The following is a 24,507-nucleotide window of genomic DNA, read 5'->3' as shown; positions in this document are numbered from 1 at the left end:
TCTAAAGAATCATAACAAGTAAAACAACAACCATAATAAATAGATAAATTGTATTTTGTATATTATTAGGAATACTTTTTGATAGTTTAACGCCAAAAATCGCCCCAATCATAGATCCTATAATAATCCCAATAGCTGCAGGCAAATATACAAATCCTAAACAATAATCAGGCACACTTGATGAGTCAGATCCTAATAGAATATAAGATACCGCACCAAATAAAGCTAAAACCGGTGTAATTGATGTAGCAATAGCTGCAGCTTGAGCAAGCTTATAGTTACGATGCTTGAAGAAAGGAACAATAATTATACTTCCTCCTATACCCAAAAGTACTGACACAGTCCCTGTTATAAACCCATAAATGTACAAAACCCTAGATGATGGCTTATTTACCGGTAAATCTTCTACAGCTACACTAGACTTTGAATTACTTAGTAGTTTCGATACCCATTTTATTATGGTATAAAGCATAAATATAACAAATAAAGCTTTTAAAACTTCACTTGAAAAATAACTAGCTATAACCGCACCAAAAATAACACCAAATATAAGTCCACCTTTAAGCTTTAGTACAATATTCCAAAGTATGTTTTTTGCACGATGATGGGCGTAAGAAGCTGTTAATGAAGTAAAAATCATACAAAATAAAGAAGTAGCTATTGCAATGTGCATAGAGTCACTTGCAAATGCTGGCGCATATATTGTTATAAATGTCATCACAGCAGGAACAACTATCAGTCCCCCACCAAAACCAAAAAGCCCCGCTAAGACTCCGATCAATAACCCAACAAATATGAACCCTAAAACTATAAATATCACTAGATAGTATTCCAACCTTCGATTTTAGCTATAGCATGATAAACTCCATCGTCATTATTGGAGTTTGTTATAAAGCTTGCCTTTTGCTTTAACTCATCAGTTGCATTTTCCATAGCTACTGCTACATCTACACGACCAAACATCTCAAGATCATTATTCCCATCACCAAAAGCATAAGTCTCATAGTCTTCCAAGCCTAGATGCTTAATCGCTTTATTAATACCATCAGCTTTTGTATTACCTTTAAGGTAACAATCTACATAACCATGTGCGGGATGTGGTGCTGTAACGACCTCATCACCTAAAGTATGTTGTAAGCCAACAACATCGACATCGTACCCTAATATCAAAGCATTATATATAGTTTTATTTCCTAGATTACTATGATCAGCTTCAAATATTTTATCTTTATTCACGACAACACTTTCATAAAAAGCTATTAGAGCTTCTGATTTTAAGTTATTTGTGTAAGCAAATTCACCTTCAAATAACCAATCATGATTGTGCTTCTCACAAAACTCTAAAACATGATTTAAAGCTTCTTGAGGAAGTAGCTTCTCATAGATAATCTTACCTACAATTTCGACTACTGATCCATTTGCCGTAACATAGCCATCCATTGGCAAATCAAGTATTGTTGGAGGTATAAAGCCTTGCGACCTACCTGTTGCGATAAATGTTTTATAACCTTGATCTCTAAGCTTTTTTATAGCTTGGATGTTTTTATCCGATACAACTAATTTATCTCCAACTTTATGCACTAAAGTACCATCTATATCAAAAAAAAATGCTTTTTTCATTTTGCTCCTACTTTTATAACTAAACAATAAAGTCATTCCCATGTAGATGGGAATCTCTTCAATCACCGTTAATATCTAAAAGATACTCGCCTACGCGAGTATGACCGTTTTAAATTATCTCTTAACAAATAAACATTGCATCACCATAACTAAAGAAACGATATTTGTTTTCTATGGCATGCTCGTATGCTTTCATAATTTTTTCTTTATCTGCAAATGCACTTACAAGCATTATTAAAGTGGATTTTGGCAAGTGAAAGTTTGTAATCATCGCATCTACGACATTAAACTTTTTACCAGGATACAGGAAAATATCCGTCTCACCTTGATAACCTTCTATCTGACCACTTTGCCCTGCTGTCTCAAGCGACCTTACAGAAGTGGTCCCTATTGCTATCACTCTACCACCATTTACTTTAGTCTGGCGAATCTTCTCACAAACTTCTTCTGACACAGATATAACTTCTGAATGCATTTTATGATTATTTACATCGTCAACTTGTACAGGTTTGAATGTCCCAGAACCCACATGAAGAGTTATGTAAGCCGTATCTACACCTTTATCTTTTATAGCTTGCATAAGCTCATCACTAAAGTGCAATCCTGCTGTTGGAGCTGCTACAGAACCCAAGTCTTTTGCATAGACTGTTTGGTATCTCTCAGCATCAAACTCTTCATCTTCTCGTTTCATATATTGAGGCAATGGAATATGCCCAAACTCATTCATTATCTGATAAATATCTGCATCGCCCTGAAGCTCAAGTAAATATACGCTACCATCTTTCTCTAGAACTTTTGCCGGCGTATCTTCTATAAATATCTCACTACCTATAGCTGGTGAACGGTTTGATTTGATATGAGTTTCAAAAATTTTTGGTGTTTTAATTTTCTCAACTAGAAACTCAAGCTTAGCTCCTGTAGTTTTTTTACCATACAATCTAGCAAGCATTACTTTACTGTCGTTAAATATTAGTAAATCTTTATCTGTCACGAAGTCTATAAAGTCCGTAAACTTATGATCAATAATATCGCCTGTTTGCTTACTTAATTTTAGTAGCCTACTAGCATCTCTACTTTCAAGAGGATAACTTGCTATTAGCTCTTCTGGGAGCGTGTAATCAAAATCATCTGTTTTCATTTTTCTTCTTCTCTTTTTATTCTTTAATTTAAGCTTTATCCCACTTGTAAGCAATACACTCCTTCGACACTTGAAAAGGTAGTATTTTAAACCTCTACAAAGCCTGCTTAACTATAATCTTTTTCAGAACTTCACTGTTATCTACAAAGTCTAAGCCTGCTCTACGAGTTCTTTTAATAAATTCTTTTTGACTACCAAAACCTTCTTTAAAAGATTTCATCAATAGTACCATCTTTTTATTATCAAGCATTCTGTCACGTTGGTACTTATCTAAGGTAGATATATGCCCAATCAATCGTCCTTTTGCAAATGCTTTACTAATCACATCATTTAAAGAAAGCACATCTTTAAAACCAAGGTTTACGCCTTGCCCTGCTAATGGGTGGATGCTATGGCAGGCGTCGCCAACAAGCACGACATTATTTTGAATATAACTTTTAGAATGACGCTGTATCAACTCAAAGCTAAATCTTTTTGATAAAAGTTTTATAGCACCAAGCTCATTAGATATTGCTTCAGCTAACACCCTTTCAAACTCGGTATTTTCAAGTGCCATAAGATAACTAGCATAATCACTATTAACTGACCAAACTATAGAAGCTTTATTTGAGTTTTCTAATGGAAGAAATGCAAGCACACCTTTATTATAAAATCGTTGATATGCTGTATGATTATGAGGTTTTTCTAGCTCAAGTGTCGCCACGATAGCGGTATGCTTATATGGTTTAACTTTTGTATCAAAGTTAAAATAATCTCGAATAAATGAGTTTGCTCCATCCGCCCCTACAACTATACTTGTTTCAATAACTCTATCAGCTAAGTATAATTTTTCAGTATTACCATTTCGCTCAATTTTAGTTATAGTTTGATTTTCATAAATTTCAATGCCTGTATTTGCGATCTCTTTAAGCAGTGACTGTGTTATAACATCATTCTCAACGATACTTCCTAAGCTGTGTTCTGCTATCTCTTCAGCTGTTATATTTATTGATTGCGTAGGTTCATCATCCCAAACTCTCATTTGATAATACGGTGATATACGGTTGTTCTGAATATCTTTCCAAACACCTAAGTCTTTAAGTAGTTTTTTCGAAGTGTGATTTATAGCACTTACTCGAGTTTCAATCCTGTCATTAGCCAGAGATTTTTTTGATATACTTCTTGCCTCAACTATAGCAACCTGTAAACCATTTTTATGTAAAGATAATGCTAGGCTAAGCCCCACCATACCACCACCGACTATAACTACATCTTTATTTATTTGCGGAGTTGTCATTCTTCGACCACCTTACGCATTAAGGTTGAGCCTTTACTTAACTTACCCATCATTACCCTTGATAATACTTTCTTTGCTAGTTTACTTCTTTGTAACAAATGTAAACCAATATTTCTACTAGCTACAAGCCTAGGATCATTAGAGACAAACCATTTTATAAATCCATGTGTAACTTTTATAGTTCTATCATGATCAGGTTTTCTAATCTGACTAAACTCTGACAGTATCTCATCTAACGAGTGCTTAGAATCGATCAAATCATACAAACAGCCGATATCCCTTATACTTAAATTTAACCCTTGCCCAGATACAGGGTGTAAAAAATGTAAAGCATTTCCAAAAAATAATACATTTTTCTGAAAAATTTCTTCTGATTGAACTAAATAGAGAGGAAATATTGCTGGTTTAGACACTACTTTAACTTGTCCTAACCTAAATCCAAACCTCTCCTGCACCAACTCTTGAAACTCTTGTTTGTTAAGCCCAAGCTTAGCTTTTGAATCCTTCCTATCAACAGTCCAAACACAACCCATAGTATTATTTGTTTTTGGTAACATCGCTAATACACCATCACTCATAAATCGCTCAAAAGCAGTATTGTTATGAGTAATGTCTGTTTCAATATCAAAAACTATCGCATCTTGATTATAATCAGTAGTTTCAGCATCTACACTTAACATTTTCCTCATGCTAGAGTTTGCACCATCACAAGCAATTATAAAATCTGCTTGTATAATTTTCTTCTGACCAGCTTCTTCAACAACTAATGCATAGTTATCATCATCTTGTAGCTCTATTTTTTTGACAGTAGTATTAAATGATTTAGTAATATTGGTATTGTCAGACACCGCTTGCAAAGATGCTCTTAAAAGCTCTTTCATTGGTGCTATTGCACCTAAAAATGGCAAATTCTCATCTTCAGCATAAATTTCAGCACGACCATATTTACCTTTATCAGTAATATGCACTTTTTTAATAGCTTGTGTATATGTTGTAACCTTATCCCATAATCCAAGAGTGTTTAAAAATGCTATTGATGAATAAGACACAGCTAGACTTCGATTATCATTTTTAAGCTCAAGTTGGTCTTTTTCAATATGAATAATACTATAATCTGTTTTTGCTAAGGCAAGTGAAGTTAATAAACCAACGATACCTCCACCAACAATAGCAATATCATATTTTTTTTGCATAAGCTAAACTTTCTCACTATCTATAAGTAATACTGCTACTCGTGTATATTCTAAAAGTTCTAAAAAATCAGCCTCGCTATCTTCATCATCACCTAACTCACTATGATCCATATAAGATATCTGCATTAGGTCATTTATCGCTTCTTTAACATCTTTTTTATCAGTCTTTTCAAAATCTAAACCAAAAAGTCCCACGCCTGATAAAAAACCTTTTATCCAGTTAGCTAAGCCTTCTGCTCGATAACAAAGTTCCTCATCATCTGCAGGAATAAATAAATCAAAGCTTAAACCCTTTTCATCAAACTGAGCTTTAGTATAATCATATAGTTTTTTCATAGTTTGCAGTGCAGATATAGCAACTAAATCACCCTCTTCTAGTGACTTTGTCATCAAAGAATCTGACCACGCTGTAAATTTCACTTCAGCTCCAAAGCTAAACAACGCACACAAAAGCCCATGAGACTCTGACGCTGTTGTTAATGCCTGCATGATATTCAGTGCTTCACGCACATCTTCAAAATTCGGTTTTTCATTTTGCATATGAATAATAGTGTTTTGTAGTTATATTTTATTAACATAATATTTTACTTTATATATGTACCTAGTAATAGTCTTTTGAGGAAAATATTTGGTGTTAAAACTTTTTGAATCTTTTAAGTTATCAATTATAATAGCTTATATAATTTAAACTGTGGTTCACGTAACTCCAGTTAACAGTTTAGCTACCTGGGTTGTTTGTGATTTAGTTACAATCTTGAGCCGATAATACTAAAATAGGGAGTTTTGGTGTTTTGACTAGAGAGTAAGCTTTGATACATTAGTATTCACAAAGAAACCCAATGTTGGAACTATGACACCCACTTGAACCTTAAAGGGATCAAGAACATTGAACTAAAACGGTAACTCGGGTAGCTAATTAAATTTATGACTAAATCTGAAATTCGCAACAATCTACTACAAATTCGCAACAATCTTAATAATAAGCATAAGCTTTCCCAAGACATTTGCAATAAACTGCTAGAGCATATTTCAAAACATTATCCAAATTCAAAGATAGCAAGCTTCGTATCTTTAATTAATGAAGTCAATACAACCACTATAAACAACTCATTAACAACTTATCTACCAATAGTACATCCTCATCTTAAACACTGTATGTGGTTTGCAAAAGATACTGGACAATATTATTTAAATAAATATAAAATCAAAGAACCTATACATAATGCCAAGGATATAATTGCCCCATGGGAACTTGACCTAGTTATAGTACCCATAGTTGGTTTTAATCAAAATAAATACCGAATGGGAATGGGAGGTGGTTTTTATGACTATTCTTTTAGTTTCAAAAAAAACACATTTTTACCAATAACTATAGGTATAGCCTTTGATGAACAACAAAATAATGATATTATCGTAGATAATCATGATATTCAGCTTGATTTAATAATCACGCCAACTAGGATACTATAATGGATGAATCTGCACTAATCGAAAAAATCCGTCAAAGCTTATTAAAAGACATTGATTCAGCAGCATTTATCAAAATTATTGATGAAACTCATAAACATAAAAAACACAAAGGCTTTATCGAGGGTAAAAGACATTTTGCTCTTGAAATAGTATCAGATAAATTAAACTCAATCTCTAAAATTAATGCTCATAAAAACATTTATAAAGCTGTGGATCCACTTATGGAACATATTCATGCTTTATCTATAAAGTTATTAGCTAATAAGGAGTCTAAAAATGCTTGAATCACTCATGCACTTTAACTCAAATATTAGTGAATTTGTAAACGGTCTTGGCCCATGGTTTTATATATTGTTATTTTTTATAATATTCTGTGAAACAGGATCGATATTTGGAATATTTTTCCCTGGGGATTCACTGCTGTTTACTGTAGGTCTTACAGCCGCTGCAACTGGTTTAAATATACATTTTGCTGTATTAGCTATTTGTCTTGGGGCTATTCTTGGTGATTCCTGTAACTATATTACTGGTAAACTCATTGGTGATAAGTTTTTTACTACTCATGCAAGAGTCTTTAAAACAGCTCACCTAATACGAACGAAAAAATTTATGGATAAACATGGCAATAAAGCAATCTTATTTTCTAGGTTTATTGCATTTGTTAGAACCTTAACGCCATTTGTTGCAGGTATTGGTCGTATGAACTACCCTAAGTTTGTTTTGTTAGGTGTTATTTCCGCAATCATATGGTCTTTCTCAATTACTTATACTGTATATTTCTTTAGTGACAATGATTTTGTTAGAGAAAATCTTACAACTATAATAATGCTAATTGTAATATTTGTAGCTATTCAAACATTCTATAAATATATCTCAAATAAAATAAAAGCGAAAAAAACTTAACCTTTAATCATTATTTCCCTATAATTTAACGATTAAAATACCAAAAGCGAAAATATGGATACTATCGTAGCGTTATTTAATATCATTTTACACCTAGATCAATTTATCAGTTCATACATTAACATTCTTGGTGACTGGACTTATTTACTGCTTTTTGCAGTTATTTTTTGTGAAACAGGATTTGTAATTACTCCCTTCCTTCCAGGAGATTCACTTTTATTTGCCATTGGATTAACCGGTGCAGCAACTACTCTTAACGTCCACCTCGTTGCTCCGATTCTTGTTTTAGCAGCTGTATTAGGAGATTCTTGCAACTACTTCTTAGGTAGACTTATTGGTAAAAGAATATTTAAGGATGATGCTAGAATACTGAAAACAGCTCACCTTGATAAAGCTCAAAGCTTCTTTGACAAGTATGGAGCTGCAGCTATTATACTAGCTAGATTTACACCCATTGTGCGTACATTTATGCCATTTACAGCTGGTATGGCTCGTATGAGATATCCTAAATTTGTTGCCATGGGTATATTAGGAGCGTTTATCTGGGTTTATTCAATCACATATTTAGCATTTATGTTTAGCAACAATGACTTTGTTCGCAAAAACTTTGGATTATTTATAATTGTAATCATTGCCGTTTCTGTAGTTCCAGCAGCCATATCATTCTTAAAAGCAATGAAAAGTAAACTTTTTTCAAAAAACTCAATTTAAACTCAAATAACCTATTTTGATTTTAGGTTTACAGAGGTTAATAGTTACAAAAAAATAAATAGAAAATAAAACTATTTGAGTAATAAGTTGTGAGTTTTATCTATTTGTTTTGGGCCACAATATACTGATGCTATGGGGGCTTTGCATATTTTTCTATTACGGGAAAAGCAGGCCGTATTAGCCTATAGTAAATAACGAAATACTTATATTTAAACTAGAATTATTTTTTCAAATTAAGATAATCAATTAAAAGTCTACGACTCTTTAACTCCTTGTCCGTCAACAAGCTATCAATATTGATTCTTATAACCTTTGAAATAGCCTTCAAATCAATATCATTCCAAAGACTAATTGACTGATTGATTTTAAGCAGGCTCTCCCCTTTTATAGATTGTAAAGATTCATCACTTATCAGTTTAAATCCATATCCAGTTATAGAGTAACTTTTATCGGATTGAATTTCATTACCGTCACTATCATCACATATATAAATGCCTTGCCCTAGACTTTCAAGCAATTCTAATTCAAAAAACCTTAGTAAATACCTATAATTTTCATCTATAATATTCTCAATAACAAAATTATATTTTTCAAATAGCTTGTACTCTTCATGTGAGTAACTTAACAACAAATACAAAAGCTCATTCAAATATTGTAACGATAATAAATTTATATAAGATTTTTTATAAAATGATTCTACAAGTTCGATATTATAAACCTTACTAAGCCCAGTAGCTTTCTTTGAGAGAGAAATCTGCCCTCTTAATTTAACCAAAGGCTGATAAAGATTCGCTTGTTTTTTTGGTACCCTAATGATTGCTGACAATTTACCAAACTCACGAGTAAATATAGATACCAACAATGCATTCTCTTTGTACTTTTGTTGGTGTAATATGTAAAATTCATATAGTTGATCTTTCATTTAAGTTGCTCAATAAGTTCCATCATTAAAATAGCATTTCTGAGTTTATTATCTGGTAGTTCAAATTTTTCAATGAAAGTATTTAAACTTAACTTAAATGTATCATTATTAGATAAATATATTTGCAACCACTTTACCATTGCAATTATATATGGATCACCTTTTACTCTATAGCTGACTCGCTTATTTGAAATGTACAATTCAATCTCTGCATAACCATCTCTAACACTATATTTTAGTTGTTCAGCACTTACCTGAGCATCTGTAACTTTTATCATCTCTAAGCAATCCTTCATAATATCACTATACATTCTCTCCTCCATCAGCTTTTTGGGGAGATATAGCGTTCAGTAGACTTATCTTTTCAAGCATCTTATTTGCTACAGTTATAACTTCATATTTAGTTGTCATAATACCAAAAGAAATTCTTATAGTACTATCAGCATACTCAGCTGATAAACCTACTGCTGTTAACACATGGGATGGTTCAATCGCTCGAGAATTACACGCAGAACCTGTAGATATACAGATATTTGGCAACATCGCTAAAAGGGTTTCAGCTTTAATGTTTTTTATCGTTAAATTTAAAATACCAGGATAGCTGTACTCAAGAGAAGTATTGATCACGACCTGTTCTTTAGTTTCAACATTTGATAACAACATATCTAAAAAAACTCTTCTTAAATTAGAAATATAATCAAAATTCTTATCGAAATTTTCAAACATCTCCTTACTAGCTTGAGCAAGTGCAAATATCTGCTGATTAGCTAGCGTACCAGCTCTAATGTTATATTCTTGGGAACCTCCATGAATCTGTTTAGCAAGTTTTACTTTAGGAGCTTTTGATCTTACATATAAAAAACCCACTCCTTTTGGAGCATATATTTTATGACCAGATACTGAAAGTAGATCTATATTCATAGCTTTAATATCAATATTAACCTTTCCATAACCTTGAGCTGCATCGACATGAAATAGTATTTTGTTTTGCTTTGTAACCCCACCGATATCTAAAAGATTATTTTTTGTCCCTAGTTCATTATTTACAGCCATCAAGCTTACCAAAATTGTATTTGGTGTAATACTTTTCTTTAACTCTTCTATATTAATCTGACCATGATGATTAACATCAAGGTATGTAATCTCAAAACCTTCTGTTTCAAGGTACTTACAAACATCTAACACTGCTTTATGTTCAGCTTTTGATGTAATTATATGATTACCTTTGTTTTTGCAAGCATAAGCAACACCTTTAATAGCAAGGTTATTTGATTCTGTAGCTCCTGATGTAAATATTATCTCACGAGGGAGTACATTTATCGTGTCAGCGATGGTAGCTCTTGCTTGCTCAATCTGACTCTTAATCTGTTGAGCCTCTTCATAAGTAGAAGAACCAGAATTAAAAAAACTAGTATCATCATTTATTGAATCAACAAGCATTGATCTTACTTGCTTACTAAGTGGTGTTGTCGCTGCGTAATCTAGGTATATAAAGCTCATTAAACTTTATTACTTCTTTTAATTAATAGTCAATATTGGTATTATATCAAATAATTGTATACATACTACTTTTACAAAATCACTACCATATATATGAAGCTGATTAAAGATGGTAAATTTAATCAACTTATTGCTGTACTAAACGGTCATATATTTACTAGTGATTTAATTAAGAAGATCGAAGGCTTACAAATCCAGAGATCTAAAAACGAATTGACTCGTTAAACAGTCAATTATGAATTACACAAAAGGAATTTAAAATAATGAAAAAAATACTAATTAACAGTAAGAGTAATGAGGAAACTAGAATCGCTACTCTTGATAATGGAAAACTTATAGATTTAGATATTGAAAATGTAGATAGAGAGCAAAAAAAAGCTAATATTTACAAAGGTTATATCTCAAGAATTGAACCTAGTTTAAATGCAATTTTTGTAAACTACGGCGAAGAAAAAAATGGTTTTTTACCATTTAAAGAAGTTTCAGAATACTACCTAAAAGATACTCCTAAGGGAGATAATATTGCCCACCTTTTATCTGAAGGTCAAGAGCTTATAGTACAAATTGATAAGGAAGAAAGAGGCGATAAAGGTGCTGCTTTAACTACTTTCATTACACTTGCAGGATCATACATGGTTTTATTACCAAACAATCCTTCTGGTGGTGGTATTTCTCGTCGTGTTGAAGGTGATGATAGAGAAAAGCTTAAAAAATATTTAAAAGATTTAAATATGCCAAAAAACATGAGCGTAATTGCTAGAACAGCTTGTGTTGAGTGTACTTTTGAAGAATTAAAACATGACTTTGATACTCTTGCTGAGTTATGGAGCTCTATTTCTCGTGCTTATCACAAAATCAAAAAGCCAACTCTTTTACATAAAGAAAGTGACATTATAATCCGTACGGTTAGAGATCATTTAAAAGAAGATGTTAAAGAAATTGTTGTAGACTCTAAAGAATGTTTTGAAGATGTAAAAAGACAACTAGGTCTATTAAGACAAAGTTTTAACATCAACAAAGTTAAACTCTATGATGAGGATTTACCTATATTTGCTCAGTTTGGTATTGATCAGCAAATTGAAAATGCTTACAAAAGAGAAATTCGTCTACCTTCTGGTGGTTCAATCGTTATAGATACTACAGAAGCTTTAGTTGCTGTTGATGTTAACTCATCTCGTGCAAATAAGGCTGAAGATGTTGAAACTACTGCTTTCAAAACAAACATGGAAGCTGCTGAAGAAGTTGCAAGACAACTTAGAATCCGAGACTTAGGTGGTCTTGTGATTATTGACTTTATCGATATGAGCTTTTTCCCGAATAGAAAGCAAGTTGAAGAAAAGCTTATGGAAGCTTTACAACAAGATAAAGCTAGAATCCAAATGTCTCGCATTTCTAAACTTGGGCTTGTTGAAATTTCAAGACAAAGACTTAGCTCTTCACTAAGTGAAAGTGTAATGCAAAAATGTCCTCGTTGTGAAGGCCATGGTTTCATTAAAACTACTCAAGCAACAGCTCTTACTATTTTAAGAAAAGTTCGTGCTGAAGCTATGAAAGATGATACTAATGAAATTCGTGTACAAGTACCTGTCGATATTGCAGCTTATATTCTTAATGAAAAAAGAGATAATATCGTTGAAATAGAGAAGGTCACTAATGTTAAAGTTATGCTTATACCTAACTTCAACCTTGAAGCTCCTAAGTTTCAGATGCAAAGAATATGGGGTTCTAGTTATAAATCCAACAAAACAAGTCCAGATCTTATAGAAGAAGTTTATAGTGTTGAAGTACCAAAAGCTGCTAAAAAAACTCAAGCTGCTGTTGATATGACTAAAGTTATTAAATCTGAAAAACCTCAACAAAAAGTTGAAGCAAAGCAAGAAAATAATCAGGAAGAAACTAAGCAACAAGCTCCTAAAATCAAACAAAAAGAAGTTGTTGCTCCAGTTAAACCTGCTGAAAAAAAAGGCTTCTTTAGCAAACTTTTTGGGTCTTTTGCTAATGAAGAAACAAAACCTCAAGCACAAGTTGAAAAAGCTCAGCCTAAGCAAGAGAATAAACCTCAAAAGCCTGTAACTAAAGAGCAAAATAAAAATTATAACAAGAATGAGAATAAAAATAATGATTTAAAAAAATCTCGTCCTGAAAACTCTAATCGCAGTAACCAAAACGATAACCAAAAACAAGATCAACGTCCTCGTAATAATGAGCAACGTGACAACAATCGTCCTAATCGTAGCGAAAATAATCGCAACGACAAAAGTGAGAAAGGTGATCGTAACAACCGTAACGATAAGAGAAATGATAAGTTTGATAAAAAATCGAACAATAGAAACAATAGCTCAAGCAGAAGTAGTAACTTAAACCTAAATAATGCTGAAGAAGTTGTTGATATCACTAAAGTTAAGTACGCTAATAAAGTTACAACGAGTGAAGTAGATAACATTAAGAAAGTAATCTCTAAAAACCCTGATGAGTTTATGTCAGTAATGGTTACAGATGTGCTTGAAAACTACGATAGTTTAAAAGACGATGGCTCTGCTAAAATCACTACAACTGAAAAAGGTAAAACTCACAAGTATCTTAGATTTAACACCGTATCTGTAGATGCTGAAATCAAAGCTACTGAAACTAAAAAAGTTGCTAACGAAGAAAAGTCAATTAAGCATAACGACAGTGAAAATGTAGTTATATCCGAGGCGCCTCTTGAAGCTACTGTTTCAGTAGAAGAAAAAGTAGTTGCAGTAGCAGAAACAACTACGCTTAATGAAGTAGAGGTAAATGCTCCAAAAGAAGAAATAAAAAAACCTTCTGATAAGAAGCAAAAAGCTCCTAAGCAAGAAAAAACTGAAGCTAAAGCTAAAGATGCTCCTAAGCAACAGAGTAAAACATCAGTAAAAGAAGAGTTTATTAACTACTCACCTGCTATTGACTTTGAATCTCAATCAATAAGATAAGGCTGTTAAATGTTACAGTATCCTCATATTGACCCTGTAGCAATACATTTGGGTCCTATTAAAGTTCATTGGTATGGCTTAATGTATCTTTTTGGAATTTTTTCTGGATGGATGCTACTTAGATATAGAGCGAAAAAAAAACCTTGGGCTCCATTTTCGCCAGATCAAGCAGGCGATCTAACTTTCTACATCGCACTTGGTGTTATTTTAGGCGGAAGAATTGGTTACATAGTTTTCTATAACCTATCATTTTATCTACACAATCCTCTTCAAATGTTAATGCTATGGGATGGAGGCATGTCTTTCCATGGTGGTTTTATTGGTGTGCTTATTGCTTTTGCGATATATGCTAAAAAATTAAAAGTTAATTTTTTTGACCTTGGTGAGTTTGTTGCCCCAGTTGTTCCTATAGGTTTAGGTGCTGGTAGAATAGGTAATTTTATCAATGGTGAACTTTGGGGTAGAGTTACTGACTCTCCAATTGGTATGATTTTCCCTACTGGCGGACCACTACCTCGTTACCCTTCTCAACTTTTTGAGTTTTTCTTTGAAGGAGTTGTTTTATTTACCGTACTATGGCTAGTAACTATTAAGAAAAGACCTAGATACCTTGTGCTAGGTTTATTTATGTTCTTATACGGCTGTGCACGATTTATTTGCGAGTTTGTAAGGCAACCTGATCCTCAGTATGGATTTATATTCTTTAATTGGATGACTATGGGGCAAATACTTTCTCTACCAATGATTATATTAGGTGCAATAATTTTGATTGCTGTATTTATTAAAACAAGAGGTAACAAATGCAACAATATTTAGACTTTTTAAAACATATTCAAACTCATGGTGTTGCTAAAGGTGACCGTACAGGTACTGGAACAAAAAGTGTATTTGGTTATCAGATGCGCTTTGATTTACAGCAAGGTTTTCCTCTAGTAACTACTAAAAAAATCCATATTCCAAGTGTGGTTCATGAACTTTTATGGTTTTTAAGTGGTGATACTAGCGTCAAATATCTAAACGAAAACAAAGTCCGTATTTGGAACGAATGGGCTACTGAAGATGGTGATCTAGGTCCTATCTATGGTAAGCAATGGCGTGACTTTAATGGCGAAGGCATTGACCAAATAGCTGATGTGATTGAGCTTTTAAAAACTAATCCAAATTCACGTAGAATATTAGTATCTGCTTGGAACCCATGTGTAGTACCATCTGAAAGACTAACTCCTCAAGAAAATGTAGCAGAAGGTAATTCTGCTCTTCCTCCTTGTCATGCAATGTTTCAATTTTATGTCGCTGATAATAAACTTTCATGTATGCTTACACAAAGAAGTGCTGATGCTTTTCTAGGGGTTCCTTTCAATATCGCAAGCTACTCATTACTTACACACATGATTGCCCAACAATGTGATTTAGATGTTGGAGAATTTATTTGGTCTGGTGGTGATTGTCATATCTATAATAATCATACTGATCAGGTAAATGAGCAGCTTACTCGTAATCCATTAAAACTTCCAACTCTAAAAATAAAAAGAAAAGCTAAAAACATTTTTGATTATAAGTTTGATGACTTTGAGTTTGAAAGTTATGATCACCATCCCGCTATTAAAGCAAAAATCTCAATATAAAGGAATTTTTTGATGTCTAAATTATCTTTAAGTAAAAAGAAAATACCTATTTTACTATTAGAAGGTATTCATAATAATGCTGTTGAATCTTTCAAAACCGCTGGCTATGAAAATATTGAACTTATGAGTTCTGCACTAGAAGGTCAAGAACTTATAGATAAATTAAAAAATTATAAAATGGTTGGCTTGCGCTCACGTACTCAGCTTACTAAAGAGGTCCTAGAAAATTCTACACATTTAGCAGCTATTGGATGCTTTTGTATTGGTACAAACCAAGTTGATCTTCAAACAGCTCACAAGCACGGTATCCCCGTATTTAATGCGCCCTACTCAAACACTAGAAGTGTTGCAGAATTAGTGCTTGCTCAAGCAATTCTATTAGTTAGAAATGTTGTTGATAAAAATGCTAAAGCTCACCGTGGTCTATGGTTGAAATCTGCTGATAATGCTAATGAGGTTCGAGGCAAAACTCTTGGAATTATTGGCTATGGCCATATAGGGATGCAACTTGGCGTATTAGCTGAGAGTATGGGAATTAATGTAATATTCTATGATGTAGAAGAAAAACTTCCGTTAGGTAATGCAACACAAGTAGAGTCTCAAGCACAATTACTAAAACAATCTGATGTAGTATCTTTGCATGTTCCCCAGCTTACTAGTACTAAAAATCTCATTACAGCAAAAGAATTTGCTTTGATGAAAAATAACTCAATATTAATTAATGCTTCGCGAGGTAATGTTGTAGATATTGATGCTTTAGTGGATGCTCTTGAAAGTAAGAAACTTAAAGGTGCTGCTATAGATGTATTTCCAAGTGAACCTTCATCAAAAAATGAGCAATTTGAAAGTCCACTTAAAGATTTTGACAATGTATTTATTACTCCGCATATTGGTGGAAGCACTATTGAAGCACAGGAAAATATTGCTAATGAAGTGAGTGCTAAACTTATTAAGTATTCTGATAACGGCTCTACTTTAAATGCAGTTAATTTCCCAGAACTTTCATTACCTTCAAATGCAGGTGCTGATAATCATAGAGTTCTTCATATTCATCAAAATATCCCTGGTGTAATGAATGAAATCAATGAAATACTAGCTCAGAAAAATATAAATGTCGAAGGTCAATATTTACGTACACAAGATGATATAGGCTATGTAGTTATGGATATTAAATCATCAACTCAAGATGCAAAAATCCTAGTTAAAGAATTTAAAAAAGTTAAAGCCACTATTCGAGCTCGCTATCTTATCTAAATGACTATCTGCAAACATTCTATCATATCAAAAACCCTAGAATTTAACCCTTCTCATATAATTATTGGTTTCAGTGGTGGCATTGACTCTAGCGTATTAGTTGATATTTTCAAAGAAATTAAAATTCCAATCATAGCTATATATATAAACCATGCTATTCACTCTGATGCTAATAGTTGGCAACAGTATTGTAACAATATTTGTGATGAACATAATATCGCATTTATTACACATAAACTTGGAAAAGTACCTAAAGGAGAAAGTTTTGAAGCTTGGGCAAGCAAGCAACGAATAGCTTTTTTTGAACAACAAATGGCTAACTACCCTGCTCCTATTTTACTGTTAGGACATCACCAAGATGACCAAGCTGAAACCTTCTTACTTCAAGCAATACGAGGCTCAGGTTTAGCAGGGCTCGCTGGAATACCTTATAGCAAAAAATTAAAGCATGGATTCGTTTTACGCCCACTATTAGAATACTCAAAATCAGATATTGAAAACTATGTAAAAGCTAAACAAATAAAGCATATTTATGATGACAGTAATGAAGATTCTAAATACAAAAGGAATCTAGTCCGCAATGAGATTATTCCAATACTTAAACAAGTGAATCCTACGGTAAATAAAACTTTAGCAAGAAGTGCTAGCATTTGTGCAAATTCCAACAGTGTTTTGAATAAACTATTAGCCAAAGAACTTGATACCATTTGCAATAAAGACAATGAGGTAGAAGTCAAACTTTTAGCTAAACTTGATAATGATATTCAACAATCATTACTACATCTATGGTTTAAGAAAAACACTAATTTAAGCTTAAAGCACTCACAAGTTATATCTATTACCAAAGCCATATCTGATTCTGCTCATACAGGCTGGTCCATTAATGTTAATGAATGTCTAGTTATTCATATTGAATATGATTTATTGAAAGTTAAACATATTCACAAAAATTCTTTAGAGTTTGATAAAATAACTATTGAACAGTGGTTGAGTAAAAGTCTTCTTCTTAACAGATCACAGTTAGCTAGCATTATTATTAGAGATAGAAAATCTAGTGATAAATGCCGCTATATAGGTAGAAATAAGCCTAATAAGCTAAAAATCCTTTTTCAAGAGCTTAAAATACCAACTAGTCAAAGAGATAGTGTGAAAGTAATCGAGCTAGAAAATAAAATAATAGCTGTGTATCCTTTTTTTATATGTGATAAATAGAAGATATTATTTAAGTTTTTTAAGAACAATCGCCACGAAGAACCACAGCAAAGAAGTAGCTAACAATATAATAGTAATATTGCCAAATAAACCACTGAAAAGTTTTGCTTGCTCAATTAGATTCATACTTTCAGATATAGTATTAAATGCTGCCATATCAGCAACTTTTGCTCCTATAAATCCTGCGACACTTCCTGTAAACAACATATAAGCAGCTGCTAAGAAACCAATGTGTTTTTTATCTTTAATTGAGGTAATTTCTGAAAGAGCTATTGGGTCAATAAATAACTCTGAAACACCTAAGAAAATTAAAGCTGCTATAACTAATATAGCAGAGCTTGTCCCATTTATACTTGCTTGCTTAGCTGCAATAAAGAATAATACAAAACAGATTAACTGAAATAAAAATCCACAACCAAACTTTATCATTCTACCAAAATCACCTTCAAGTGATTTAAGCTTTTTCCAAGCCCAAGCAACTACTAAGCCACCAAATAAAATCGATGCTGAATTTACAGATGTAAAAACACTAGCTGGAATATCAAAACCTAAAAAGTAAGTATCAACATTTCTATGAATAAATATTTCTACAGATGTGTATAGCTGCTCATCAAAAACCCAAAACACAATGCCAAAAACAAAGAATGGTAATAAAAAAAATATTGATTTCCTAGAAATCTTATCTGTTTCTATTAAAATCTTAACAAAATAAACAACTGTTGCAACAGCGACAACTGCTAATAAATAACCATCAAACTGGTACTCTAAAGCTAAATAACTCGTTATAACAATAGTGAGTATAGATAGAGCTGTAATAATTTGCCCTAATGACCTTGAAGGAGACTTTTCTGGTAGAATATTTGGAATATGCTTTGATCCAGACAGAAACACTAACAAGCCGAATATCATCCCAATACCGGCTAGTCCAAACCCATAGTGCCAACCATAATAATAAGCAACAAACCCACATAAAGCAGGTGCAAATATGCCTCCTAAATTTCCGCCTAAATACATAAGTGTAAAGGCTGAATCTTTCTTAATGTCATTAGGGCTATAAAGTTGCCCCATCAAACAAGAAATATTACTTTTAAAGAAGCCATACCCAGAAACTATAAATGCCATTCCCACATATAGAGAATCATCTCCACCTAAGCCAAGAATAATATGCCCTATAGACATTAATAAAGCTCCACATATTACAGCTCTTTTATAGCCTAAAACTTTATCTGCAACAGAACCACCAATAATTGGCGATAAATATACTAATGTTATATAAGCTCCAGATATAGCATAAGATAGCGTATCACCTAGCTTTAAATGCTGAATAAGATATAGGATCAATAAGGCTCTCATTCCATAGAAACTAAAGTACTCCCACATATAGATAGCTATAATGTACCACAACCCTTTAGGATGTTTATTTGAAAAAGTTTCTGACATGATTCCTCTATAAAAATTTATATTTAATTATAATATTTTATATAAGTTATCAAAATATAACTAGCATTGTTAAAACATAACTAGCTTACTTATGCAGAATTTATGATATTATTTTCTTATAAGTCAACTTTCGAGGAATATCAGTGAAATTAAAAAGAAAACTCTTAGGCACAGTACTCGCATTATCTATACCATTTTCACAAGGGGTAGCTTGTACTGCTATAAGCATGGTCACTCCAGATGATCATGTAGCTTCAGGTAGAACTATGGAATGGGGTTTTAATTGGGATTGGAGCGTAATGTATGCACCTCAAGGCACTACTTATAGTCTTACAGCACCAAGTGACTCTAACCTTCCTCAAATTAACTACTCTTCTAAATACTCGATTTTAGGAACAGGACTAGTTAGAAATAGTAAAGATCTTTTCTTAGATGGGCAAAATAGTGAAGGACTTAGTTTAAGCGCAAACTATTTACCAGGATTTACAGAATACCAGAAGGTTGATTCAAAAGATAAAAGCTATGCTTCTATATTAGAAATAACGACATATATATTAAGCGAAGCTGCAACAGTTGATGATGCTAAAAAAATACTAGCTAAAACAAAAGTATGGTCAGATAAATCTACAATGGTAGACGGTGTATCTCCACAACTACATTTCCTTATCACAGATAAAGCTGGTAAAGGTATAATTGTAGAATATGTTGATGGTAAAATTAAAATTACAACTATGGACACTAAAGTTAAAGTTATGACAAATGCTCCAACTATTGACTGGCATTTAACTAACCTTAGAAACTACTTAAACTTAAGCAACCATACTATTGCAAGAATCAAACTTGGTAACAAAGAAACTGAAAACCCTAAAAATGAAAATCCTGAAGATATTAATGCTTTAGGGCAAGGCAATGGGTTATTAGGAATGCCTGGTGACTACTCTCCTCCTTCAAGATTCATTAAAATAGCTGCGTTAGGTTATTACTCTGACCTTAAAGGTCCAGAAGATGAATCCGCTGTAGACAAAGTGACTCATGTATTAAATAGTGTTGATATACCTAAAGGTGCCGTTGTTGAAAAAATAGGCGATGAAAAAATGTATGATCATACAGCATATACTGTTGTAAAAGATCAAACAGATAACAAATTATTTCTTAGAACATACAACAATATAAACTCTCCAGTGATAATTGACTTGAATAGTCTAGATCAGTCTCATAGTAAAGCATTTTCTATAAATATGGATGATTTAAAATATCCTAATAATGATATTACAAATACACTAAAATAATCTTCCCAACTATTAACCTCACCATCTTTATTCTTTGCTAAATCACTCATCAAAACTTGATTTAAATGTGATTTTTGTTATAATTCACTGTCTGCTTTTATAAGCTAGATAAATGTAACTATAACAAAAAGTCAGAAGTCTAATTAAGTTTAGATAGTTCTGAGATAAAATAAATCTAATAACGGAGTATATAAATGTACGCGATAATTAAAAGTGGCGGTAAGCAATACAAAGTAGCAGAAGGTCAAGTAGTAAAACTTGAAAAGATTGAGCTAGGTATTGGCGAAAAAGTAGAATTTGATACAGTTTTAATGGCTGAAACTGCAGAAGGCGAAGTTAAAGTTGGTGCTCCAACTGTTGAAGGTGCTAAAGTTGTAGCAGAAGTTGTAGAGCAAGGTCGTAACGCTAAAGTTAAGATCATGAAGTTCCGTCGTCGTAAGCACAGTATGAAGCAACAAGGTCATCGTCAGTATTTTACTGCGGTAAAAGTTTCATCAATTAGTTTATAATTTTTTTAATACAAAAGGAGTATACAAATGGCTCACAAAAAAGCTGGTGGTAGTACTAGAAACGGAAGAGATTCAAACCCTAAATACTTAGGTGTAAAAAGATACGGTGGAGAAGTTGTTAAAGCTGGTTCTATCATTATTCGTCAACGCGGTACAAAAACTCACCCAGGTGTAAACGTTGGTTGTGGTAAAGATCACACGTTATTTGCTTTAAAAGATGGTGTTGTTAAATTCCATACTGGCGGCGCTCTTAACCGTAAATTCGTATCAGTAGAAGACTAATCTTACAAAATTCTTTCTAAAATTTCTTTTTATATAATCTCACTATTTTAAGCATTAAAAATTTGTTAATTTTGCACGCTATGTAATCATATGCTCAAGTTGTTCACAACCCAACAACCATTTAAATGATCATTGACTAGCCCTACTGCTTGCATATAGGAATATATAATCGTACTTCCTACAAAACTCATACCTCTTAACTTTAACTCTTTTGATATTTTATCACTCATAGCTGTAGTAACAGGTATATCACTTTTATTATCCCATCTATTCACTATCGGTTTATTATCGACAAATTGCCAGATAAATTTCGCAAAGCTTCCATACTCTTTTTGAACATCTAAAAAGCTCAAAGCATTTTTACGAGCTGAATAAATTTTAAGTTTATTACGGATAATACTACTATCTAATCGTAGAGCTTCAAGCTCATCATCACTCATATTTGCAACTTTTTGTGGATCAAAATCATGAAACACATTTCGATACCCTTTTCGCTTTTTTAAAATAGTTTCCCAACTTAAACCAGCTTGTGCTCCTTCAAGAATTAAAAACTCAAATAACACTCTATCATCATAAACAGGCTTACCCCATTCATTATCATGATAATCAGCATATATCTGTGAGTTTGAGCCAAAGCATCTTATTTTAGTATCAATCATGATTTGCTTGTGTTCTTACAAAATGTTTAAAAAATATGTGTATCAAAATAGCTCCAATAAATACGATTAAAGCAACGATATATAAAGCTAAAGAGATTGAGCTTGTTGAGTCTATAATGTATCCAACTAAATACGGCGTTATAAAACCAGATAAATTTCCAACGGAATTAATAATTGCAATAGCTATAGCAGCTGCCATACCACTCATTAATGCAGCAGGAAGACTCCAAAAAAGAGGTATTAAAGCTAAAATTCCAGCTGTAGCAAGTGACATAGTTATAATTGTAAGATATGTATTACCATCAAATATTCCAGTCCCTATAAAGCCGACTACTGCAAGTATACTTATGCCTATTAGGTGATATTTTCTCTCTTTAAAATGATCCGAACTAGCACCTATACCAATCATCACGATTACCGCAAATAAATAGGGTATTGATGAAATTACACCAATTGTAAATATATTTGTAACACCTGAGGCTTGTATTAATGTTGGTAAATAAAAGCTAATTGCATATAATCCAGAAATACCACAAAAATAAATTAATGATAGCCACCACACCCTAGGATCAAGAAAAACTGATAATTTACTAGAGTTAGACTCAGTATTTTTTTCTTCATCAAGTTGATATTGTAATGAAACTTTCTCATCTTGATTTAGCCATTTTGCCTTACTAATAGTTGGTAAAAATATAGGCGTTATTAAACCAAGTAAAATAGATGGAATACCCTCCATTAAAAATAGCATCCTCCAACCATCATAATTATATTGATTAAAAATATCCATTATAAACCCTGAAATAGGTCCTCCAAATATCCCAGAAAAAGCTGTAGCACTAAAAAATATAGCCGTTACTTTTGCCCTTCGATATGATGGGTACCACTGTGATAAATAATATATCACCCCTGGAAAAAATCCTGCCTCTGCAGCTCCTAAAATAAATCTAAGGACATAATATTGATTAGCAGTCTCAACAAACATTGTACAAGATGATAAAGCCCCCCAAACTACCATCAAAAAACCTAACCATCTACTAGGCCCTATTTTAACTAAGACGTAGTTACTTGGAACCTCAAATAAAAAATAACCAACAAAAAAGATACCTGCACCAAACCCATAAACTGTCTCTGACAAACTCAAATCAGACATCATCTGAATTTTTGCAAAAGAAACATTCACCCTATCAAGGTATGCTACCGTATAGCAAATAAGCAGAAAAGGAATTATTTTCCAGCTAACTTTTTTATATATTTTATCTAACATCTAAATTTTGAAATCATACTAATCATTCAATTATATGGAATATCTAACTAAAGTTAAATAAAATAGCATTATATAAAATATATACTTCAAAATATGAAATTTGTAATTGCTCCTGACACATTCAAAAACTCTCTTGATGCTAGCCAAGTATGCCTGGCAATTGAAAAAGGCTTTAAAAAAGTTTTTAAATTTGCTGAATATACAAAAATACCAGTTGCGGATGGTGGTGAAGGCTCAATAGATGCTATAGCAAATAATTTATCTAATGCTAAATATATTAAAACAAAAGTCCTTTCAGCCTCTGGAAAAACTATAGATGCTGAGTATTTAACTGTAAATAATACAGCTATTATTGAGCTTGCTAAATGCTGTGGTTTGAACCTAACAGATACAAAGCAGATGAAACCTCTTGAAGCTAGTACATTTGGTTTTGGTCAACTAATAAAGCATGCTTTAGATAATGGCTTTAATAAAATCATCTTAACTTTAGGCGGAAGCTGTACTAATGATGTGGGAATAGGTTTATTACAAGCATTAGGAATAAAATTTTTAGATGTTAATAAAAATACTATTCAAAACTGCAAACTTAAAGATATAGATAACATTGCTAGTATTGACATAAGTAATATTGACTCAAGAATTTCAACAACAGACTTTAAGGTTGCTAGTGATGTTGATAATGTGCTATATGGTCAAAATGGTGCAACATTCGTTTATGGTCAACAGAAAGGTCTTAAAAGTTATCAGCTATCTACAATAGATGAAAACATAAAGTCTTTCTCTAAAGTATGTAGTCATATAACTAATAAAAATCATCACTCCACTAAAGGAACTGGAGCTGCTGGTGGTGTAGGGTATGCGTTAGCAACTTTTCTTAATGCTGAAATAGTCTCAGGCGCAGAGCTAATATTAGATATTATAGGTTTTGAAAATTCATTAAAAGCAGCTGATATAGTTATAACAGGTGAAGGTAAAATGGATCAACAAAGTTTCAATGGTAAAGTCCCTACCATAATTGCTCAAAAAGCAAAAAAACACAACTCTACAGTTATTGCTATAGTAGGAAGCTACGATTTTTCTGATAATGATTTAGACAATAGTAATATAGATGCTGTATTTTCATGTATTAATCACTATAGTGACTTAGATACTATACTATCCTCAGCTGCTCATAATATAGAACAAACTGCAACTAACATAGCGAAATTTTTAGCAGCTACAAAGCATATCACTAAGATTTAGCAATCAAAGTTTTCTGTCATAAGTATTTTCCATTGCAAAATCAT

The 24,507-nt window shown here is 32.5% G+C and carries 25 protein-coding genes and 1 other RNA gene; 14 read left to right on the top strand and 12 right to left on the bottom strand.

Annotation, left to right across the window (positions count from 1 at the left end; genetic code table 11):
• Position 1: 1 nt before the first annotated feature.
• From CDH04_RS04305 to CDH04_RS04280, 6 genes are all read right to left on the bottom strand, one after another.
• Positions 2–820, bottom strand: coding sequence for a sulfite exporter TauE/SafE family protein (locus CDH04_RS04305; RefSeq protein ID WP_112869851.1), 819 nt, complete (start codon positions 818–820; stop codon positions 2–4).
• Positions 820–1,620 carry an HAD family hydrolase gene (locus tag CDH04_RS04300; protein WP_112869850.1) on the bottom strand — a complete coding sequence of 267 codons (801 nt, stop codon included), beginning with the start codon at positions 1,618–1,620 and terminating at the stop codon, positions 820–822. The genes CDH04_RS04305 and CDH04_RS04300 overlap by 1 nt, the downstream gene beginning before the upstream one ends.
• A gap of 121 nt (positions 1,621–1,741) precedes the next feature.
• Complete coding sequence (gene queA, locus CDH04_RS04295) at positions 1,742–2,758, bottom strand: tRNA preQ1(34) S-adenosylmethionine ribosyltransferase-isomerase QueA (protein WP_112869849.1); 1,017 nt, start codon at positions 2,756–2,758, stop codon at positions 1,742–1,744.
• A gap of 94 nt (positions 2,759–2,852) precedes the next feature.
• A complete protein-coding gene (locus CDH04_RS04290; RefSeq protein ID WP_112869848.1) occupies positions 2,853–4,034 on the bottom strand; it encodes an FAD-dependent oxidoreductase in 1,182 nt (393 codons plus the stop codon).
• Positions 4,031–5,227 carry an FAD-dependent monooxygenase gene (locus tag CDH04_RS04285; protein WP_112869847.1) on the bottom strand — a complete coding sequence of 399 codons (1,197 nt, stop codon included), beginning with the start codon at positions 5,225–5,227 and terminating at the stop codon, positions 4,031–4,033. The genes CDH04_RS04290 and CDH04_RS04285 overlap by 4 nt, the downstream gene beginning before the upstream one ends.
• Positions 5,228–5,230: 3 nt before the next feature.
• Entirely contained in the window at positions 5,231–5,767 is a 537-nt protein-coding gene (locus tag CDH04_RS04280) for a UPF0149 family protein (RefSeq protein ID WP_112869846.1), read from the bottom strand.
• Between the two features lie 180 nt (positions 5,768–5,947).
• Here CDH04_RS04280 and ssrS point away from each other — a divergent pair.
• The 5 genes from ssrS (at position 5,948) to CDH04_RS04255 (ending at position 8,311) form a co-directional block, all read left to right on the top strand.
• Positions 5,948–6,142: non-coding RNA, 6S RNA (ssrS, locus tag CDH04_RS04275), on the top strand.
• A gap of 9 nt (positions 6,143–6,151) precedes the next feature.
• Entirely contained in the window at positions 6,152–6,697 is a 546-nt protein-coding gene (locus CDH04_RS04270; protein ID WP_112869845.1) for a 5-formyltetrahydrofolate cyclo-ligase, read from the top strand.
• Complete coding sequence (locus CDH04_RS04265; protein ID WP_112869844.1) at positions 6,697–6,981, top strand: BolA family protein; 285 nt, start codon at positions 6,697–6,699, stop codon at positions 6,979–6,981. Before CDH04_RS04270 ends, CDH04_RS04265 begins: the two co-directional genes overlap by 1 nt.
• Complete coding sequence (locus tag CDH04_RS04260) at positions 6,974–7,600, top strand: VTT domain-containing protein (protein ID WP_112869843.1); 627 nt, start codon at positions 6,974–6,976, stop codon at positions 7,598–7,600. Before CDH04_RS04265 ends, CDH04_RS04260 begins: the two co-directional genes overlap by 8 nt.
• A 54-nt stretch (positions 7,601–7,654) precedes the next feature.
• Complete coding sequence (locus CDH04_RS04255; RefSeq protein ID WP_112869842.1) at positions 7,655–8,311, top strand: VTT domain-containing protein; 657 nt, start codon at positions 7,655–7,657, stop codon at positions 8,309–8,311.
• A gap of 220 nt (positions 8,312–8,531) precedes the next feature.
• Here CDH04_RS04255 and recO read toward each other — a convergent pair whose 3' ends face one another.
• The 3 genes from recO to CDH04_RS04240 are packed head-to-tail and all read right to left on the bottom strand — an operon-like array spanning position 8,532 to position 10,733.
• Positions 8,532–9,233: a DNA repair protein RecO gene (gene recO, locus CDH04_RS04250; protein WP_112869841.1), complete on the bottom strand. Its 702-nt coding sequence runs from the start codon at positions 9,231–9,233 to the stop codon at positions 8,532–8,534.
• Entirely contained in the window at positions 9,230–9,544 is a 315-nt protein-coding gene (locus tag CDH04_RS04245) for a hypothetical protein (protein ID WP_112869840.1), read from the bottom strand. Before CDH04_RS04245 ends, recO begins: the two co-directional genes overlap by 4 nt.
• Positions 9,537–10,733 (bottom strand): cysteine desulfurase family protein, encoded by a 1,197-nt coding sequence (locus tag CDH04_RS04240; RefSeq protein WP_112869839.1) that lies wholly within the window; start codon positions 10,731–10,733, stop codon positions 9,537–9,539. Before CDH04_RS04240 ends, CDH04_RS04245 begins: the two co-directional genes overlap by 8 nt.
• Before the next feature lie 263 nt (positions 10,734–10,996).
• Between CDH04_RS04240 and CDH04_RS04235 the strand changes: the two genes are divergently transcribed.
• From CDH04_RS04235 to tilS, 5 genes are read left to right on the top strand one after another with little or no spacing between them, the layout of a single operon-like run.
• Positions 10,997–13,687, top strand: coding sequence for an Rne/Rng family ribonuclease (locus CDH04_RS04235; RefSeq protein ID WP_112869838.1), 2,691 nt, complete (start codon positions 10,997–10,999; stop codon positions 13,685–13,687).
• Positions 13,688–13,696: 9 nt separating this feature from the next.
• On the top strand, positions 13,697–14,503 hold the full coding sequence (lgt, locus tag CDH04_RS04230; protein ID WP_112869837.1) for a prolipoprotein diacylglyceryl transferase: 807 nt from the start codon (positions 13,697–13,699) through the stop codon (positions 14,501–14,503).
• Positions 14,488–15,312 carry a thymidylate synthase gene (locus tag CDH04_RS04225; RefSeq protein WP_112869836.1) on the top strand — a complete coding sequence of 275 codons (825 nt, stop codon included), beginning with the start codon at positions 14,488–14,490 and terminating at the stop codon, positions 15,310–15,312. The genes lgt and CDH04_RS04225 overlap by 16 nt, the downstream gene beginning before the upstream one ends.
• A gap of 12 nt (positions 15,313–15,324) precedes the next feature.
• Positions 15,325–16,566, top strand: coding sequence for a phosphoglycerate dehydrogenase (gene serA / locus CDH04_RS04220; protein ID WP_112869835.1), 1,242 nt, complete (start codon positions 15,325–15,327; stop codon positions 16,564–16,566).
• Positions 16,567–17,778 carry a tRNA lysidine(34) synthetase TilS gene (gene tilS / locus CDH04_RS04215; RefSeq protein ID WP_112869834.1) on the top strand — a complete coding sequence of 404 codons (1,212 nt, stop codon included), beginning with the start codon at positions 16,567–16,569 and terminating at the stop codon, positions 17,776–17,778.
• A 6-nt stretch (positions 17,779–17,784) separates the two neighbouring features.
• Here the strand turns inward: tilS and CDH04_RS04210 are convergent, their stop codons facing one another.
• Positions 17,785–19,218: a peptide MFS transporter gene (locus tag CDH04_RS04210; RefSeq protein WP_112869833.1), complete on the bottom strand. Its 1,434-nt coding sequence runs from the start codon at positions 19,216–19,218 to the stop codon at positions 17,785–17,787.
• A gap of 143 nt (positions 19,219–19,361) precedes the next feature.
• Here CDH04_RS04210 and CDH04_RS04205 point away from each other — a divergent pair, with 143 nt between their 5' ends.
• The 3 genes from CDH04_RS04205 to rpmA all read left to right on the top strand — a co-directional run bounded on the left by CDH04_RS04205 (position 19,362) and on the right by rpmA (position 21,298).
• A complete protein-coding gene (locus CDH04_RS04205) occupies positions 19,362–20,507 on the top strand; it encodes a choloylglycine hydrolase family protein (protein WP_265575283.1) in 1,146 nt (381 codons plus the stop codon).
• Positions 20,508–20,701: 194 nt separating this feature from the next.
• On the top strand, positions 20,702–21,016 hold the full coding sequence (gene rplU, locus CDH04_RS04200; protein WP_112869831.1) for a 50S ribosomal protein L21: 315 nt from the start codon (positions 20,702–20,704) through the stop codon (positions 21,014–21,016).
• Positions 21,017–21,043: 27 nt separating this feature from the next.
• Positions 21,044–21,298, top strand: a complete 255-nt coding sequence (gene rpmA / locus CDH04_RS04195; protein WP_112869830.1) for a 50S ribosomal protein L27 — start codon at positions 21,044–21,046, stop codon at positions 21,296–21,298.
• A gap of 86 nt (positions 21,299–21,384) precedes the next feature.
• Here the strand turns inward: rpmA and CDH04_RS04190 are convergent, their stop codons facing one another.
• Positions 21,385–21,954: a DNA-3-methyladenine glycosylase I gene (locus CDH04_RS04190; RefSeq protein ID WP_112870895.1), complete on the bottom strand. Its 570-nt coding sequence runs from the start codon at positions 21,952–21,954 to the stop codon at positions 21,385–21,387.
• Complete coding sequence (locus CDH04_RS04185; RefSeq protein ID WP_112869829.1) at positions 21,950–23,221, bottom strand: MFS transporter; 1,272 nt, start codon at positions 23,219–23,221, stop codon at positions 21,950–21,952. Before CDH04_RS04185 ends, CDH04_RS04190 begins: the two co-directional genes overlap by 5 nt.
• Before the next feature lie 93 nt (positions 23,222–23,314).
• Between CDH04_RS04185 and CDH04_RS04180 the strand changes: the two genes are divergently transcribed.
• A complete protein-coding gene (locus CDH04_RS04180; RefSeq protein WP_112869828.1) occupies positions 23,315–24,463 on the top strand; it encodes a glycerate kinase in 1,149 nt (382 codons plus the stop codon).
• Positions 24,464–24,507: the final 44 nt, after the last annotated feature.

The sequence above is a fragment of the Francisella adeliensis genome, from assembly GCF_003290445.1.
GTDB classification, from domain to species: domain Bacteria; phylum Pseudomonadota; class Gammaproteobacteria; order Francisellales; family Francisellaceae; genus Francisella; species Francisella adeliensis.
The sequence above is the reverse complement of the archived record's forward strand: the minus strand, read 5'-3'. Positions and strand labels throughout refer to the sequence as shown.